Below are 14,063 nucleotides of genomic sequence, written 5' to 3'. Positions count from 1 at the left end.
ATGTGCCATTAGCTTTAAATGTATATCCACGGCTTATTTGAGAGACTCTTCCCTCTAAACCCAAGGTCTGATTTTAGTCTTATAATTTATATTATGTTAAATGAATAAAAGGGAAATAACGCCCACTATCCATCCAGTGAACGATGAACCAAACCGATCATCCGTGTTCATGATTGTCGTTGATAAGCTGTAGGTGATAACACCAACAACGGCTGCGAGATATGCCCTACTTTTCAATAACAGAAAGACCAACCTGGTCCATATGGTAATCATATCCGTTTAAGCCAGTTGGTGATAACACCAACAATGGCCATCGGTAATTTGCGTGTGCCGAAAATTTCCAGACCTTGTCTGCCGAAGCTTCAGCGAAGGCAGATCCCCATATCTCCACATTTTCACATCTTCATATTCTCACATCGGTTCACTCCTTTTGTTCCGGCTTATGGAATTCCTTAAAGATGAGTCGGAGCGATTGGTCGTAGGTCAGATAATTATAGAGCCAGTTCAGGAAGACAAATAACCTGTTCTTCACGCCCAGGATCAGCATCAGGTGCAGGGCCATCCAGACCAGCCAGGCCAGGAATCCCCCGAAATGCCATTTGGGTTTAGGGATATCCACCACCGCCTTATTGCGGCCTACAGTTGCCATCGCACCTTTATCGTAATATTCGAAAGGTTTCCATAGTACTTTATCCAGCCCATGCTTCAGTAAGTTCTGGGCCAGGTTTCCCGCCTGTTGGATGGCCACCGGTGCTACCTGTGGATGGCCATTGGGATTGGTGTCGGTAGCCATGCAGGCCAGGTCACCTATCGCATAGATACCAGGGAATCCTTTCACTTCATTGAATGGGTCGACCGGAATCCGGTTGCCCCTTTGCAAGGAAAGTCCATCCAGGCCACCCGGCACATGCCCCTTAATGCCTGCTGCCCAGATCACGGTGGCCGTCGGGATGGCTGTTCCATCCTTGCACTCCAATACAGATCCGTTATAGTCAGATACCTGTTTGCCGGTCAGCAGGGTTACCCCCAGCTCCTTCAGGTATTGGCCCGCCTGTTCGCTGCTCTTGCCACTCATGGTCCCCAACACCTTGTCCGATCCTTCAAGGAGGTAAATATTCATGCGGGAAAAATCCAGTTCCGGGTAATCCTTGGGCAGTACATACCGCTTCATTTCGGCAATGGCCCCGGAGACTTCCACCCCTGTTGGCCCCCCGCCCACTACAACGATATTCATGTATTGCTGCAATTGGTCGGGGTCCTTTTCATGGACGGCCTTTTCGAAATTCTCCATCAGGCGGTGCCTGATCTGCAAGGCCTCTACCGTCGATTTCATGGAAAAAGCATGGCGCTCAAGGTTGGCATTTCCGAAGAAATTGGTGCCAGCCCCCATGGCCAATACCAGGATATCGTAATAAAAATTGCCGGAATCGGTAACCAATTGGCGGTTCGCGGCATCTACCCGCTCAATATTGGCCAGCCTGATCCTGACATTCCTGCTTTTCTGGAAGACCTTCCTCAGGGGAAAGGAAATATTGCTGGCATCCAGTCCCGCTGTGGCTACCTGGTAGAATAATGGTTGGAACTGGTGGTAATTGAACCGGTCAACAAGGGTCAACTCAAAGCCCGGTTTGTTGTTCAGCATCCGGGCCAATCGGAGTCCACCGAAACCGGCACCGGCAATCACTATTTTCATAATGTGCATTTGATAGGATAAAATTATATGAAATTTTCAATAAATTTTGAAAATATTGATAAAAAGATTCGACTGCCTAAAACAAAAGCCTGTGGAAAGGAAACCACAGGCTTTTAAGGTATGTTTAGGGAGCATTACCCCCTCGCTCAATAAAGCAACCTCACCTTGATGGTTTCCTTTACATCACGAAGGAGCTTTTCAGCCTGCTTGGACAGTTTCTTATCGACATCCAACACTACATAGCCGATATCTTCATTGGTCTTGAGGTATTGGCCAAGGATATTGATCTTGTGGTTCGACAATTGGGTGTTGATGGCACTGAGTACCCCTGGAACGTTATTATGGACATGGAGGATACGATGTGTGCCTTCCTGGGGTGGCAGGCTCAGTTCCGGTACTGTATGCGAGCCGGTAGTGATACCCATTTCCAGGAATTGGAAGAGCTTATTGCTCACGTCAACCCCAATGTTTTGTTGGGCTTCCTCTGTAGAACCGCCGATATGCGGGGTCAGGATAACGTTGGGAAGGTCCTGTAACGGCGTCTGGAAACGATCGCCATTCTTTTCAGGTTCCCAGGGATATACATCGATCCCGGCACCGGAGATATGCCCGTCTACAATGAATTTCCTGAGGGCGTCCAGGTCAACTACCTCACCCCTTGCATAATTGAGCAGGATGCTACCTTTCTTGAAAAACTTGAGGTTGTTCTTGTTAATCATGTTCCTGGTCTGCGCTGTTTCCGGAACATGTAACGTAACAATATCAGACTGGGACACCAGGTCTTTGAGGGACTTACAGGCTTCTGCATTACCCAGTGGTAGCTTGGTAACCACATCATAATACAACACCTTCATTCCCAGCGCTTCTGCGAGTACGCTTACCTGGGTGCCGATATTGCCGTAACCGATGATGCCGAGGGTCTTGCCCCTCAGCTCGAAGCTGCCTTTGGCATCCTTCATCCAAATGCCTTCATGGGCCGCCTTGTTCTTGTCGGGGATCCGGCGGATGAGCATAATGGATGCACCTATAACCAATTCGGCTACCGAACGGGTGTTGGAATAGGGTGCGTTAAAAACGGTAATACCCGTTTTGGTAGCGGCTTTGAGGTTGATCTGGTTTACCCCGATACAGAAGGCACCGATGGCTTGCAGTTTGGTGGCGGCTGCCAACACTTTTTCCGTAACCTGCGTCTTGGATCGGATACCCAGAAGATGGACATCCTTGATCTCTTTGATGAGTTCTTCTTCTGAAAGTGCGCCGGAAAGTTTTTTAACATTGGCGTAGCCGGCCTGGGTAAAATGTTTTACTGCCCTGTCGCTGATATTCTCCAGGAACAGGATCTTGATCTTGTCTTTTGGATAGCTGGTTGTGGGTTCCATAACGATTGCTTGCTATTTGCAAATATGCCTGATTCTAGCCATATTATGAAAGATACTTGCCTCCGGCATATGATTTGCACGGTGAATTCGTTATTATTGCGAAATCCGATTCCTTGTACGCCTAAAACACTCCTTTTGAAAAACAAATTCGTACAAATCCTGGTAACCGGTATTCTGGTAGCATCCCTTCCAGCCTGCAAGCAGCGCCCTGACAATGACGCAGCCAGGGCGAAAGGAACTGGTGCCCCTACCATCGCCTCCACCCTGCACTTCGCAGATGAACATACTACCGCCACTTACGAAACAGCCATCAATAAATTTTTCAAGAACGGTCTGTTCCGCTCCGGTTTCAATGGCAGCTACCTCGTGGCCAAAGAAGGAAAGATCATTGCAGAAGGGTATAATGGCTTCCTTGATCCGGTGACTAAGACCGACTCCATCGGCGAGCATGATGCTTTCCACCTGGCTTCTGTTTCCAAGACCTTCACGGGAATGGCGGTGCTCAAACTCTGGGAAGAAGGGAAAATCGGGCTGGATGATGACCTGTCCAAATATTTTGACAAGTTCCCTTACCCCGGCACTACCGTCAAGATGTTGCTGAGTCATCGAAGTGGCTTGCCCAATTACACCAATTACCTCGAGCATTACAATTGGGATAAGAAGAAACTGGTCACCAACCTGGATGTCCTCACTTCCCTTTATACCATGCATCCCCCGCTTCAATTCCCGACGGGCAAGAGGTTCAGTTATTGTAATACCAACTATGCCCTGCTGGCCCTACTTATTGAAAAGGTCAGCGGTAAGGCCTATCATGTATACCTGGAAGAAACCTTCTTTAAGCCTTTGGGCATGACTGATACCTATGTGTTCAGTTTGGATAAAGCTGAAACGGCCATGCCTTCCTTTGAATGGAATAACCGCAGGTATGGACTGGAATTCATGGACCTGGTATATGGTGACAAGAATATTTACAGTACCGTGCGCGATATGCTGAAATGGGATGAGGGTTTGAGGAACGGAAACCTTTTCAGGCAGTCCACCCTCGACAGCGCATTCCAGGGGTACAGCTATGAAAAGGCCGGAGCCCGCAACTATGGCCTGGGCTGGCGACTCACCGAAGTGGAGAATGGCAAAAAGATCGTTTACCATAACGGCTGGTGGCATGGCAACAATACCGTTTTCATCAGGTTACTGGAAGAAAAGGCCACCATCATTGTGTTGGGTAATAAATACAACCGAGGCATCTATAGGTCAAAGCAACTCTGCGACATTTTTGGTGACTACCGCCAAAGCAATAAGACCTTCCAGGAGCTCGAAAACGAGTCTTCCAATGGATTGGCTGCCGGTGGTTCCCAGTAAGCCTTCTTCCCGGTTTTTTTGTACATTTCGGTATGGTGGTACTATCAGCCGAACAGGTAAGGGCATGGGATAATTATACCATGGAGCACAGCCCCATCAGTTCCATTGACCTGATGGAAAGGGCCGCAGCAGCTTGTGTGGATTGGCTTGAAGAGAAGGGACTCGTGGAGCAGCAGCAATTCTACATCTTCTGTGGCAAAGGAAATAATGGCGGCGATGGACTGGCCATGGCCAGGATGCTTGAAGCCAAAGGCAGGCCGGTCGATGTGTTCATCCCGGAGTTCGGGCACCTGGGTACCCAGGATTTCCAGCTGAACCTGCAACGCCTTCACCAAACCAATGTACCGATCCATTTTATACAGCCGGGTAATCCCCTGCCCGACCTCCCTTCAGGCATTATCATCATTGACGCGTTACTGGGTACAGGTCTGAACCGCCCACTGGAAGGTTTCCTGCTTGAATTGGTGGAGCATATCAATGAGAGCAAGAACGCCGTAATCAGCATTGATATGCCCTCCGGTCTTTTCAGCGATGGCACTACCCTTCCTGCCAAAGCCATAAGGTCCGCTTATACCCTCAGTTTCCAATGCTATAAACCAGCCTTGTTGCTGGCAGAGAACGCCCCTTTTTTCGGGGTCGTTTCTATACTGAATATTGGGCTGCTTCCACAATTCATCTCTGGTATTACGCCTGTCCATGAGGTCATTGACCATGAAATGGCAACCAGTATCACCAGGCCAAGACCGCTATTTGCCCACAAGGGAAATTTCGGTCATGCCTTACTGTTAGCCGGTTCCCTTGGCAAGGTGGGCGCTGCTGTAATGGCGGCCGAGGCCTGTTTGCGCAGTGGTGCAGGGTTATTGACCTGTGGTATCCCGATGGTGGGTATGAACATCCTCCAAACATCAGTGCCGGAAGCCATGGCCATCCCCATTGGTGAGGACATCATTAGTGAAAGCCCTGATGACCTCGATCGTTTCAGGGCAATAGGCTGTGGTCCCGGTATAGGGACGGACCCGGCAACTGCGGCTGCTTTGGCTATAGTGCTGAAAAATTTCAAACAGCCCATGGTATGGGATGCCGATGCCCTTAACCTGCTGGCGCAACAACCGCAATGGTGGGAGGAACTCCCTCCCCTCTCCATTCTCACTCCGCATCCCAAGGAGTTTGAACGCTTGGCAGGCAACTGTTCCAATGAATTGGATCGGCTCGAAAAGGCAAGGCGGTTAGCGATGGAAAAGAAAGTGATAGTCGTCCTGAAAGGCCACCGGACCTTTGTTGCCATGCCAGGCGGAAGAACCTATTTCAATCTCTCCGGGAATGCTTCTATGGCCAAGGGAGGAAGCGGCGATGTGCTGACCGGTATCCTGACCGGTTTGATGGCAAGGGACTATGTACCGGACCAGGCGGCGGTCCTGGGTGTTTACCTGCATGGATTGGCAGGGGAACTGGCCAGCGCTGACCATGGCATGGAATCAGTTTTAGCAAGGGATATCATCGCTTATATCGGACCTGCTTTTGTAGCTCTTGCTTAAGGAAAGTTTTTCCTGAAAGCTAATTCCCCTATTTTTTTTCGGTTGTGCGTTGGGGCTGCTGGTAACGTTGCACCAGGTAAAGCCCTGATACCACCAACAAGATACCTGCCATTGTGAACAAGGAAACAGGTTCACCAAGGATCAGCCATGCCAGCAGGAACCCAAACACCGGGCAGAGATAAAGCCAATAGGCAGCTTTAACGGCGTCTTCCCTCAGCAGGTACATCCATGCCCATACAGCACCGATCGAGACCGGTAAGGCCAGCCATAGGGTTCCGCCCCAGAAGGCCAGGTCGAATTGGTTGCGGGAAGCATCATATTTCCACCAGGCGAAGGGTAAAAGGAAAAAGCCTCCCAGCAGGGTCTGCCATCCATTGATGGTGAGCTTGTCCAACTGGTTCCAGTTTGTCCTGGTGAAAAATATGGCACCTGCCGAATAGGCTACCATGCTTAAAACGAGAGTAGTGAGTCCTAGCGGTGTGGCATAGCTGCTTTTTAACAGCGGCCATGCCGCCGTGGTAACCCCGGCAGTACAAAGTATAAGGCTGATGATGGAAATGGAAGAGAACCTGTACTTGAACACGATTGCAGCCAGGATACTGATCAGCACCGGGTTGATGGCAATGGCCAGGCTCGCCAGTCCTGCTGAAGTGGTTTGCATGGCGATCACATACAAGCCCAGGTACAAGGTAACATTCAACAGTCCATAGATCGCCAGGGCCCGCCATTCTTTTCCTACCGGAAGCCGGTTACGGGAAAACAGGTGGGAAATAATGATCATGATGGTCCCTGCAAGGAAAAACCTTGTAATGGAAAGGATGAAGGGTTGGCCGCCTGTAAGGGCTATCTTGGTTGCGGTGGAGGCCGATGCCCAGAGTAGGGCAAAGATGACCCCGGTGACGATGAATCTGCTGTTCATTTCTTTTTCTTGCCCTTGGGCTTTTCCTGTTTTTTCATTTCCTGTTCCAGGAGTAAGCGCCAGTTGTCATTGGGGGTTTCTTCCGACAACGCCAGTGTTTCCCGGTACGATTGTTTGTCTATGGCCATTTCCCTGATCTCCTTGCCAATGTATTTCTGGATGGCTTCCAGCAAGGGCTTCTCTTCCTGGCTGCAGAAGGAAACTGCCTGGCCTTTCTTCACTCCCCTGCCTGTCCTTCCCACGCGGTGAACATAGTTTTCCGCTACATCCGGAAGGTCGTAGTTCACTACATAATCAACATCGGGAATATCGATCCCCCTTGCATTTACATCGGTAGTGATGAGCATTTTCACCTGGCCGGACCTGAATTGGTCCATTACATCCAGGCGGTCCTGTTGTTCCTTGCCCCCATGCATGCAAAGGCTGTCAATACCTACCCGCTTCATGGCTGCCTGTACCCTTTCTGCCCTCACCTTGGTACGCACAAAGACCAGTATCCTGGTATCCGGAAATTCTTTCACCAGTCTTTCCAGGAAAAAACGTTTATCGTCCATTTCCACAAATGCCACTGCATGGCTGATATTCTTTGAAACCGGGTCCTGTGGTGAGATCTGTATTCTGATAGGGTTGTACACCATGGCATAGGCCAGGTCCTTGATCTTCTTATCAATGGTTGCGGAGAAGAACAGGGTCTGGTGTTTCCTGGGCAGTTTCTTCTTCACATCAACAATATCCTTATTGAATCCAAGGTCCAGCATATGGTCGGCTTCATCCAATACCAGGACCCTGACAAAACTGAGGTCGAGGTGTTGCTGGTGGATGAGGTCGAACATCCTGCCCGGTGTGGCGATGAGGATATCCACCCCCTTCCTGAGTTGTTTCACCTGGTCATCCTGTTCCACTCCACCATATAGCCCCAGTATGGATAGGTCGGTATACTTCCCGATCTCGGAAAACACCCCCGCGATCTGGATAGCCAGTTCGCGTGTGGGCACCATTACCAGGCATTGCAACAAATGTTTGGGCTTATGCCTCCTCTCCTGCTGTTGTTGCAACACGTGAAGGATAGGGATGGCGAATGCTGCGGTTTTACCGGTACCGGTTTGTGCGATGGCCAAAACATCCTCACCTTTCAGGATAGAGGGGATGGCCTTGAACTGGATATCGGTTGGGCGTTTGAATCCAAGTTCTGCGAGACTTTCCTTAATGTCGGGTGAAATGTTGTATTGTTCGAATTTCATGTGAGCCGTTTCAAAAAACCTGCTCATCCTTTGCGGCGCAGGCAGCTGCAAAGGTATTGTTTTAGCGGCTTATGAGCCTTTAATTGCCCTATGCTGTTCAACGTTAGGCAATCGGCATCATGCTTTATTGAGTTTTTGCTCGAAATAGGAACAGAGTGTGGCCAGGGTGGAGATCTTTCCATAATCCTCTTCAGGAGTGTCCAGGCCCAGTTTTTCATCCAGTTGGGTAATGAATTGCAGCGCATCGAAGGAATCGATCTCCAGCTTATCCCGGATATTATCATCCGGTGCCAATGACCCCGGTTCTGTATCGGGTGCAATTTGTTTCAGCAAGTCTATCGCCAGGGTCTTTATGTTTTCTGCAGTCATAGTTTTTCGGGTTCTTGTAAATAGTGTTCAAATGCAGTTAATAGTTTGCTTCCAACAAGGCCATCACTGGCACGATGGTCGGCGGCAAGGGTAACATTGATGACCGATCTCACATCCAGCATCCCGTTTTCCGCCCATGGTTCTTCCCGGATACTTCCCAATCCAATGATGGCTACTTGTGGTGGATAGACCATCCCGAAAACCGTATCGGCCTGTCCTTCCCCAAGGCTGGTCAGGGTAATGGTAGCATCGCTCAATTCCGAACTCCTGAGCTTTAACGATCTTGCCCTCGGGATGAGATCATTCAGGACCTGCATGATCTCCGGTACCGATCTCTTATCCGCCTGGAGAATGGCCGGGACAATTATTCCCCCTGGCCTCAGGGAGATAGTGAAACCAATATTGATCGCTGTTTTTGGCTGGAAGCTCTTATCCCAATATCCATTCAATTGGGGAACATCTGCCAATGCTTTGGCAAGTGCCTTGACCAGCAGTGCGACTGGTAGTAAACGTTCCTTTATCGGATGTTCCTTATTGTAGTTGCCCAGCCATGCCAGGGCCCTGGTCATATCCATCTTTTTCTCCAGGTAATAATGAGGGATCTCCCTGTTCGATTTGGACATGGCTGCGGCGATGGCCATCCTTATGGATTCATTGTAATCTTTTTCCCCAGCTACCGGAGCGGTGGAAGGAACTTGGGTGGCGATCAGCTTTTCCACATCCTCTTTAGTGATCACCCCTCCTTCACCTGTACCGGTAATGGATTCCAGGTTGATGGAATGGTCTGCAGCCAGTTTCCTTGCCAATGGGGATGCCTTGATGCGGACTTCTTCTTTTTTTACCTGAGGTATTGCAGTTGGTGTTGTTTTCTTTTCCGGTTCACCACTATCGATCAATGCCATAACTGTCCCAACAGGAACCTTCTCGTCCACTTTTGTCAAGAGGCTATTGATGGTCCCTTCCTGGAAGACCTCAATATCTATCAGGCCTTTCTGCGTTTCAACGATGGCAATGATGTCCCCTCGTTTTACATGGTCGCCTGGTTTGACCAGCCATTCCCGTAAAGAACCGGCTTCCATATCAGCGCCCAGACTGGGCATTTTAAACTCCACCATGCCTCATGCTATTTTTTACGAGGTTAATAATATCTGCTGGTTGCGGAACCGATGCGTCCTCCAGGTGTTTGGGATAAGGGATGGGTACTTCTACCCCTCCGAGCCGGCGGACAGGTGCATCCAGCTCATAGAAGATGTTCTCCATGATCCTTGCACTTATTTCCGAAGAAATGTTGACACTGCCCCATGCATCTTCCACCAGCACTGCCCTATGGGTCTTCCTGATCGAGTTGAATACGGTAGTATAATCGATCGGTCGCAGCACCCTCAGGTCTATCACCTCCACGTCTATGCCATCCGCCAACAGCGTATTGGCAGCCTCCAGCGATTTGTAGACGCCTGTTCCATAAGTGACCAGTGAAATATCCTTTCCTGTTTTCCTGATGGCAGCTAAATGAGTGTTTACATTTTCAGGTTCGGTAGGAAGTTCTGCTTCCATGTTCAACATGGATGTATACTCGAAAATGATGACCGGGTCAGGGTGGTCAAATATGGCCGGCAAAAAGTTCCTCGCATCTTCATGGGTGCCAATGGAGAACACCTTCAGCCCGGGGATATGGGCGTAGAGCGGTTCCCAGCTGTGGGAATGCTGTGCCGCCAATTGCCTGCCTATCCCTGAACCCATCCTGACGATCACGGGAACATTGACCTGTCCACCGGACATATGCAATAAAGTGGCAGCATTGTTCACGATCTGGTCCATGGCCAACAAGCTGAAATTAACCGTCATGATCTCCACTATCGGTCGCATCCCACCAATGGCAGCGCCTATTCCAGCACCCATGAAACCTGATTCCGACAAGGGTACGTCCATGATCCTTTCTGCCCCAAACTCCGCCAGCAATCCTTTGCTGACAGCAAATGCACCTCCGTACCTACCTACATCCTCACCCATCAGGAATGCGCGCTGGTCATGTTGCAGTACCTGCCTGATGCCCTGTTTCAAGGCTTCGCGGTAGGTCATGCGAATAAGTTTAGTTTCATTTTCCATAGCAGGGGTTATTGGCCATTACCGGTGATCAGTTGGTTTGGGTTTCACTGTGAACGAATCTTGTCAACTCTTCCACTGGCTCCCATTTTCCTTTCTCCGCAAAATCAATGGCTGCTTTTATTTCTTCTTCCACCTTCGATTCAATGCCTTGGAATGCCGCTTCCGAGAAGCCGAACTGCTCCTTCATATACCTGTAAAGAGCTGGAATGGGATCTTTTTGCTTCCATTCCTCCACCTCCGTTTTCTCCCGGTACAGTTCCGCATCAAACATGGAATGGGCCCTGAACCGGTAGGTATTGGCAACCAACAACAATGGCTTGCCTGTTTGCCTGATGGTGTCAACCGCCTGTTTGGCTGCGGCTTCCACTTTCAGCACATCCATACCATCCACCACCATGGTGGCCATACCATAACCTTCCCCTTTCTTTTCCAGGTGGGTTTCTGAATGGGAGAAACGAATCGCCGTGCCCATAGCATAAAGGTTGTTTTCACAAACCAGTAGCAAGGGTACCGACCACAATGCGGCGAGGTTCATGGCTTCATGGAACTCCCCTTCCGCGGCTGCACCTTCGCCAAAGAAGCAACAGGTGACGGATGCCTTTCCTTGCTTTTTGGCAGCCAATGCCATGCCTACGGCCATGGGCAGGTGACCGCCTACGATCGCGTTCCCGCCGTAGAATTTTTTCGAGGCATCGAACAGGTGCATGGACCCTCCCCTTCCCCTGCTGCATCCTTCCTGCTTGCCGTACATCTCGGCCATGATCCTTCCTGCATCTACTCCCCTTGCCAATGCATGGCCATGCTCACGATAAGTGCTCAGGATGCTATCCTCCCCTGTCAGGGCTTGCATCACCCCAACAGCCACAGCTTCCTCACCCACATAGAGGTGAAGGAATCCCCTGATCAGGGATTGCGTGTACAATTCCGCGGACCGCTCTTCGAATCTCCTGATCAGTTGCATCTGGTATAAGATATTCGTATAGTGGTCAACGTTATCTTGTCCTGCAGTACCTGCTTTTAGTGTAGTATCCATGGTCATTGTTGTTCCAATGTTGACAGGTCCCCTTCCGGTAACCCCAGTTCCCTCGCCTTTAACAGTCTCCTGAGGATCTTCCCACTGCGGGTCTTGGGCAGGTCCTTTATGAAACTGATCTCACGCGGGGCAACGGCTGCCCCCAGTTTCCTCCTGATGAATCCCATGATATCCATCCTTGTTGTTTCATCTTCAGCATATCCCTGTTTCAATACGATGAACGCTTTTACCAACTCGCCGATCATAGGATCAGGTTTGCCTATGATGGCTGCTTCTGCCACGGCGGGGTGCTGCATCAGCGCGCTTTCCACCTCGAATGGACCTACCATATGCCCGGAGGTCTTGATGATATCATCGGCCCTGCCTACGAACCAGTAATAACCTGCTTCGTCTTTCCTGGCGAGGTCGCCGGTTATATACCATTCGTCCCTGAAACATTTGGCATAACGTTCTTCCTCGTTCAGGTAGGTCCTGAACATGGAAGGCCATCCCTTCCTGATCACCAGGTGTCCTTGCCTGCCTCCATCGCTGATGATGCGGATGCCTCCTTCCTCTGTTAACGCTGCGATGGCGGCTTCAATGCCTGGAATGGGCTTTCCCATGGAGCCCGGTTTGACCGGTAAAGAGGGGAAATTGGCGATCATGATCCCACCTGTTTCTGTTTGCCACCAATTGTCCAGGATCGGCATGCCAAAGGCCCTCCTGCCCCATTCTACACCTTCTGCACTCAAGGGTTCCCCCACACTTCCTATCAGCCGCAAATGGGAAAGGTCATGTGTTTCCCTTGGCTGGATATTCATGCGCATCAGGCGCCTGATGGAAGTAGGTGCGGTATACCAGATATTGACCTTTTCTGCTTCCAGTATTGTCATCCATCTTGCTGCATCAAATTCTTCTTCATCAATAATATTGGTTATGCCACATACCAATGGGGCTATGATGCCATATGATGTACCAGTCACCCATCCCGGGTCTGCGGTGCACCAGAAACGGTCCCCTTGCTGGAAATCCAAGACATACTTGCCCGTTATGTAGTGGGTGAGGATGGCTTTATGAACATGGACGGCTCCTTTCGGCATTCCTGTGGTGCCGCTGGTGAAATGCAATAGTGCAGCATCTTCGGGTTGGGTAAAGGGAATGGTAAAGTCTTCTTTTGATGCTTCCATCAGTTGCGGCAAGGAAAGGACCTTTGCTTCTGTTGTGTGGTCGCTGTCTGTCAATAGAACATAGGCCAGGTCCGGCAGTTTTTCCATCAATGGTTTTATCTTCTGTTCATACTGCCTGCTGGTGGTGACCAGCAATCTAATCTTACCTCTTGATAAGCGCTGGAATATAGGCTCAGGGCCAAACACAGAGAACAGGGGGCAATATACTGCACCGGCCTTTAAGGTGCCTAATGCAGCGATATACAATTCCGGTATCCTTCCGGTAAGGGTGCAAACCCTATCCCCTTTCCTTATGCCTAGTTGGTGAAGCAGGTTGGCAAACCGGTTCGTTTGCAGTTGCAGTGCAGCATAGCTGAATTCCCGCTTACCTTGCTTCCCAATAAAGCAAAGGGCAGTAGTATCACCCCTGCCCTCTTTCACCTGTTTATCCAATGCCTCGTAGCCAATATTCAAGCCATGTTCACTGATCCCCTGGTCCAAACAGCCCATCTCTGCTTCCCAATTGAATTGTTGTTGAAGCTTTTCGTAATCCGGCATGTTTGGGCTATTGGTGGCCTTCATGGTGGTCCAACTTGTGGATGATCAATTCATGCTTTTCTTTCCGTCTATTTCTTCTGGTTACTTTTCAGCACATTGCTGCTGACCATATCATTGATGATGGCCAGTCCATATTCATGTCCCAGTGTTGAAACTGATGAAGGATCAAAGGATTGGCTTTGGGCTGAATACAGAAGGGTTGTAGTACCTGCAGAGAAGGAATAAAAATTACTTTCCCAGAAATACTTGGTGTCAGTAGCATAGTAGCCGGGAGAATAGATCCTTCCATACATGGTGGAATAGTACGGGTACCAATACCGCTGGTAAATGCCATAGGGTGAATAATAGATATTCCCCGGAACATAGTAGCGTTCCTTCGTCTTATCCAGCAGGATAATGGTCATGACTGCCTCAATGCCTTTGTCCTTGAGCATTTGCAGTGCCTCATTTTCCTTGATGCCTTCAAATGCCTTGGGTCCGAATTCACTGCTGGCGGCTACTGCATTATAGCCAAGGTTGCGCAGGTCCCCTACCAGGTGCTCTTCCATTTTCTCCCTGATGGAACGATCCGGGTCTGCGATCAGTCCCACTACCATGATCTTGTCATAGGTTCCCGGTTGCACATCAGGTGCTTTCCAGGTACTGGTGATCTTGGAGGAACTGCCACAGGATGCCAGCAGCATAATGGCTATGCAACTGGTGATGATTGTATTCATGTTTCTTGAT

The 14,063-nt window shown here is 49.8% G+C and carries 12 protein-coding genes; 2 read left to right on the top strand and 10 right to left on the bottom strand.

Translation table 11 applies throughout. The features are described 5' to 3' along the window. Window positions 1–421 precede the first annotated feature (421 nt). Both KJS94_RS05305 and serA read right to left on the bottom strand, forming a co-directional pair. On the bottom strand, window positions 422–1,693 hold the full coding sequence (locus KJS94_RS05305) for an NAD(P)/FAD-dependent oxidoreductase (protein WP_214446276.1): 1,272 nt from the start codon (window positions 1,691–1,693) through the stop codon (window positions 422–424). Between the two features lie 146 nt (window positions 1,694–1,839). Continuing rightward, complete coding sequence (gene serA / locus KJS94_RS05300) at window positions 1,840–3,072, bottom strand: phosphoglycerate dehydrogenase (protein ID WP_214446275.1); 1,233 nt, start codon at window positions 3,070–3,072, stop codon at window positions 1,840–1,842. Window positions 3,073–3,207: 135 nt separating this feature from the next. Between serA and KJS94_RS05295 the strand changes: the two genes are divergently transcribed. Then, window positions 3,208–4,431 (top strand): serine hydrolase domain-containing protein, encoded by a 1,224-nt coding sequence (locus tag KJS94_RS05295; RefSeq protein WP_214446274.1) that lies wholly within the window; start codon window positions 3,208–3,210, stop codon window positions 4,429–4,431. 32 nt (window positions 4,432–4,463) lie between these two features. Continuing rightward, on the top strand, window positions 4,464–5,966 hold the full coding sequence (locus KJS94_RS05290) for an NAD(P)H-hydrate dehydratase (protein WP_214446273.1): 1,503 nt from the start codon (window positions 4,464–4,466) through the stop codon (window positions 5,964–5,966). A gap of 28 nt (window positions 5,967–5,994) precedes the next feature. On the opposite strand, the gene KJS94_RS05285 is transcribed toward KJS94_RS05290, so the two are convergent. The 8 genes from KJS94_RS05285 to KJS94_RS05250 form a co-directional block, all read right to left on the bottom strand. Then, complete coding sequence (locus KJS94_RS05285; protein ID WP_214446272.1) at window positions 5,995–6,885, bottom strand: DMT family transporter; 891 nt, start codon at window positions 6,883–6,885, stop codon at window positions 5,995–5,997. Then, window positions 6,882–8,126 (bottom strand): DEAD/DEAH box helicase, encoded by a 1,245-nt coding sequence (locus tag KJS94_RS05280; RefSeq protein WP_214446271.1) that lies wholly within the window; start codon window positions 8,124–8,126, stop codon window positions 6,882–6,884. Before KJS94_RS05280 ends, KJS94_RS05285 begins: the two co-directional genes overlap by 4 nt. A gap of 117 nt (window positions 8,127–8,243) precedes the next feature. Next, window positions 8,244–8,495, bottom strand: a complete 252-nt coding sequence (locus tag KJS94_RS05275; RefSeq protein WP_214446270.1) for an acyl carrier protein — start codon at window positions 8,493–8,495, stop codon at window positions 8,244–8,246. Then, window positions 8,492–9,610, bottom strand: coding sequence for a dihydrolipoamide acetyltransferase family protein (locus tag KJS94_RS05270; RefSeq protein ID WP_214446269.1), 1,119 nt, complete (start codon window positions 9,608–9,610; stop codon window positions 8,492–8,494). The genes KJS94_RS05275 and KJS94_RS05270 overlap by 4 nt, the downstream gene beginning before the upstream one ends. Then, window positions 9,597–10,574: an alpha-ketoacid dehydrogenase subunit beta gene (locus tag KJS94_RS05265; RefSeq protein ID WP_239804300.1), complete on the bottom strand. Its 978-nt coding sequence runs from the start codon at window positions 10,572–10,574 to the stop codon at window positions 9,597–9,599. The genes KJS94_RS05270 and KJS94_RS05265 overlap by 14 nt, the downstream gene beginning before the upstream one ends. Window positions 10,575–10,629: 55 nt before the next feature. After that, window positions 10,630–11,634, bottom strand: a complete 1,005-nt coding sequence (gene pdhA / locus KJS94_RS05260; RefSeq protein WP_214446267.1) for a pyruvate dehydrogenase (acetyl-transferring) E1 component subunit alpha — start codon at window positions 11,632–11,634, stop codon at window positions 10,630–10,632. 2 nt (window positions 11,635–11,636) lie between these two features. After that, the gene (acsA, locus tag KJS94_RS05255; protein ID WP_214446266.1) at window positions 11,637–13,361 is read right to left on the bottom strand and encodes an acetate--CoA ligase; all 1,725 of its coding nucleotides are present in this window, start codon (window positions 13,359–13,361) and stop codon (window positions 11,637–11,639) included. A gap of 44 nt (window positions 13,362–13,405) precedes the next feature. After that, the gene (locus KJS94_RS05250) at window positions 13,406–14,053 is read right to left on the bottom strand and encodes a hypothetical protein (RefSeq protein WP_214446265.1); all 648 of its coding nucleotides are present in this window, start codon (window positions 14,051–14,053) and stop codon (window positions 13,406–13,408) included. Window positions 14,054–14,063 lie beyond the last annotated feature (10 nt).

This window comes from Flavihumibacter rivuli (assembly GCF_018595685.2).
In the GTDB taxonomy this organism is placed as follows: Bacteria; Bacteroidota; Bacteroidia; order Chitinophagales; family Chitinophagaceae; genus Flavihumibacter; species Flavihumibacter rivuli.
Note: the sequence above shows the minus strand (reverse complement) of the source record. Positions and strands in the feature narration are given on the sequence as shown.

Bases quoted from the DNA above. Each gene is read 5' to 3' on its own strand.
- KJS94_RS05305 (WP_214446276.1), bottom strand. From the start codon at position 1,693: ATGAAAATAGTGATTGCCGGTGCCGGTTTCGGTGGACTCCGATTGGCC.
- serA (WP_214446275.1), bottom strand. From the start codon at position 3,072: ATGGAACCCACAACCAGCTATCCAAAAGACAAGATCAAGATCCTGTTC.
- KJS94_RS05290 (WP_214446273.1), top strand. From the start codon at position 4,464: ATGGTGGTACTATCAGCCGAACAGGTAAGGGCATGGGATAATTATACC.
- KJS94_RS05285 (WP_214446272.1), bottom strand. From the start codon at position 6,885: ATGAACAGCAGATTCATCGTCACCGGGGTCATCTTTGCCCTACTCTGG.
- KJS94_RS05280 (WP_214446271.1), bottom strand. From the start codon at position 8,126: ATGAAATTCGAACAATACAACATTTCACCCGACATTAAGGAAAGTCTC.
- KJS94_RS05275 (WP_214446270.1), bottom strand. From the start codon at position 8,495: ATGACTGCAGAAAACATAAAGACCCTGGCGATAGACTTGCTGAAACAA.
- KJS94_RS05270 (WP_214446269.1), bottom strand. From the start codon at position 9,610: ATGGTGGAGTTTAAAATGCCCAGTCTGGGCGCTGATATGGAAGCCGGT.
- KJS94_RS05265 (WP_239804300.1), bottom strand. From the start codon at position 10,574: ATGACCTACCGCGAAGCCTTGAAACAGGGCATCAGGCAGGTACTGCAA.
- pdhA (WP_214446267.1), bottom strand. From the start codon at position 11,634: ATGGATACTACACTAAAAGCAGGTACTGCAGGACAAGATAACGTTGAC.
- acsA (WP_214446266.1), bottom strand. From the start codon at position 13,361: ATGAAGGCCACCAATAGCCCAAACATGCCGGATTACGAAAAGCTTCAA.
- KJS94_RS05250 (WP_214446265.1), bottom strand. From the start codon at position 14,053: ATGAATACAATCATCACCAGTTGCATAGCCATTATGCTGCTGGCATCC.